The following is a 2,578-nucleotide window of genomic DNA, read 5'->3' on the forward strand; positions in this document are numbered from 1 at the left end:
CATGACAGGCTCCTTTCACACAACAAAAAAGCTCCGGGCCAAATAGCCTGGAGCAGATGATTCGATTTTAGATGCCGGGTATCCCCCCTTATGAATTTCGCGTTTTTTCACGTTTGAGGGGGCGGCGGTCATGGACGGAAGGGTCACAGAGATTTGCATCCCCCCGCCCTACGGACGGATTCAGTACTTGTACTCGATGTTCCGGTCTTCGGTCATCGTCTTATGGTCATGACAGCTCTTGCAAAGGGGCTGCCAGTTCGTTTCGTCCCAGAACAGTTTCTCATCACCGCGATGCGGTTTGATATGGTCAACGACCGTTGCCGGGACGAGACGGCCTTTTGCTTTGCAGCGAATGCACCAGGGATGGCGTTTCAGGAAAAACTTTCTAGCCTTCTGCCACTCCCATCCGTAACCACGTGTCTCTGCACTGGCCCGGTCGCCCTGGCACTGCCGTTCATGTTCCTCACAATATTTTCTTCCATACGGCACCAGCCTGGGGCAGCCCGGATATTTGCAAGGCGTATTCGGTCTTCTGGGCATTTACATCATCTCCGGCATCAAAAAAGGACCGATAGCGTTCAAACCTCGGTCCTTCATTCTTTTCTTGCTGATTATAGTATATCTTACAGAAGCCTGTGACATCAAGTGCTGCTTTAGTGACATTCAGTGACATTCGCCAGGAATCTCGATGTGTTTCAGGGCTTCGTCATGCAGGCGGTACACCTGGCGGACATGAAGTCCGAGGGCATCGGCAATGGATGCCCAGTCTTTAAAGGCCAAGTAGCGGAGTTCCAGGATGACCCGTTCCCGGGCATCCGGAATCCGGCTGATGGCTTTCATGATATCTGCCTTGAGTTCGATCAGGCCGTCGATGGCTTCATCCACTTCATGCTCCATATCCATCATGCGGGCAATGGTTTCTTCCAGTCGGTGCGGGTTAGGCGTCCCGCTCGGCGGCACCGGGCTGAGTGTCGATGACGCCTTGATGGCCAGCTGCCGCAAAGACGATACCTGCTCCAGCTTGCTGTCTATCTGTATGTTGATGTTCCGTGCCTGTTCCAGGTACGCCTTGGCTTCCATACGCTTTTCTTCTCCTTCTGTTTCCTGCTTCATAGTATACCCCCATTTCCTGTTTCCGTCATGCCCAGGTCAGCCTTTACGGCATCAATCAAAGCCGCCTGGGTTCCGTCTTTGTGTTTCAAGACGTTCAGGATGCGTTCATCAATCGTGTCCTTGGCTACGATGTGCTGTATGATGACCGTCTTGTCCGCCTGCCCCTGCCGCCAGAGCCGGGCGTTGGTCTGCTGGTACAGCTCCAGGCTCCAAGTCAGGCCGAACCAGATCAGGATGGAACCACCCTTCTGCAGGTTCAGGCCGTGTCCGGCAGAAGCTGGATGGATGAGGGCCACAGGAATCTTTCCTGCGTTCCAGTCGGCGAAATCCTGCGGCTCCTTCAGTTCCCTGGCTTCCATCCGCTCCCGGATGCGGTCCTTATCGTGCTTGAACCAGTACGCCACCAGGACAGACTTCCCGTTGGCACTTTCTACTAGGTCTTCCAGGGCCTCCAGTTTACGGTCATGGATATTCACGACGTTCTTGTCATCTGTGTAAATGGCGCCGTTCGCCATCTGCGAAAGCTTCAGGGTAAGCGATGCAGCATTAGCAGAGGTGACCTCGCCGCCTGGAAGCTCCAGTACCAGGGACTTCTTCAGCTCATCGTACCGTTTCTTTTCCGTTTCACTCAAGCGGACCTCTTTCGCTACGCTCACCAGTTCCGGCATCTCCAGATAATCTGTTGCCTTCATGGACATGGTGATGTCGGAAATCTGGTGATAGATGGCTTCTTCCGCTCCCGGCAGGGGCTTGTAGGAATACACCACCATGCCGTTGCGCTTATCCGGCTTGAAGTATAAGTTACGGTACTGGCTGATATATCTTCCCAGCCGCTCCCCCATATCCAGGATACGGAACTCGGCCCAGAGATCCATCAAGCCGTTCCCGGTTGGTGTCCCCGTCAGCCCTACGATGCGTTTCACCTTCGGCCGCATGGCCTTCATGGCCCGGAACCGCTTCGACTGGTGGTTCTTGAAACTCGACAGCTCGTCCAGGACGACCATATCGAAATCCAGGCGGCTGTTCTCATAGAGCCAGGCCAGGTTCTCGCGGTTCACGATATAGATATCCGCATCCTGCTGCAAAGCCCGCCGCCGTTCTGCCACGGTTCCCACGACCACACTGCAGGTCAGCTCTTTCAGGTGATTCCACTTCCTGAGTTCATCCGGCCAGGTGTCTCTCGCCACCCGCAGCGGAGCTACCACCAGCACCCGCTTAACTTCAAAGGCATCATACATGAGGTCACGGATGGCTGTCAGCGTTGTCACCGTCTTGCCAAGGCCCATGTCTAGGAACAGGGCTGTAATGGGATGGGACTTGATGTATTCGATGGCGTATTTCTGATAATCATGCGGCATGAACTTCATGCACCTCCGCCCCCTTTCCCATCAGGCATGTGGGCGATAGCCTTCAGGACTGCGGGAATATCATCCATGGCATCCAGGACGAATACCTGATAGCCCAG

3 protein-coding genes are annotated in these 2,578 nt (G+C 54.6%); all 3 read right to left on the reverse strand.

Features of this window, described 5'->3' with window-relative positions:
* Positions 1–180: 180 nt before the first annotated feature.
* The 3 genes from ACR0QW_RS10890 to ACR0QW_RS10900 all read right to left on the reverse strand — a co-directional run bounded on the left by ACR0QW_RS10890 (position 181) and on the right by ACR0QW_RS10900 (position 2,480).
* The gene (locus tag ACR0QW_RS10890; protein WP_127007634.1) at positions 181–540 is read right to left on the reverse strand and encodes an HNH endonuclease; all 360 of its coding nucleotides are present in this window, start codon (positions 538–540) and stop codon (positions 181–183) included.
* A 123-nt stretch (positions 541–663) separates the two neighbouring features.
* Positions 664–1,113, reverse strand: a complete 450-nt coding sequence (locus ACR0QW_RS10895; protein WP_127007636.1) for a hypothetical protein — start codon at positions 1,111–1,113, stop codon at positions 664–666.
* On the reverse strand, positions 1,110–2,480 hold the full coding sequence (locus ACR0QW_RS10900) for a DEAD/DEAH box helicase (protein WP_127007638.1): 1,371 nt from the start codon (positions 2,478–2,480) through the stop codon (positions 1,110–1,112). Before ACR0QW_RS10900 ends, ACR0QW_RS10895 begins: the two co-directional genes overlap by 4 nt.
* Positions 2,481–2,578 lie beyond the last annotated feature (98 nt).

It is taken from the genome of Acidaminococcus sp. (genome assembly GCF_050873445.1).
In the GTDB taxonomy this organism is placed as follows: domain Bacteria; phylum Bacillota; class Negativicutes; order Acidaminococcales; family Acidaminococcaceae; genus Acidaminococcus.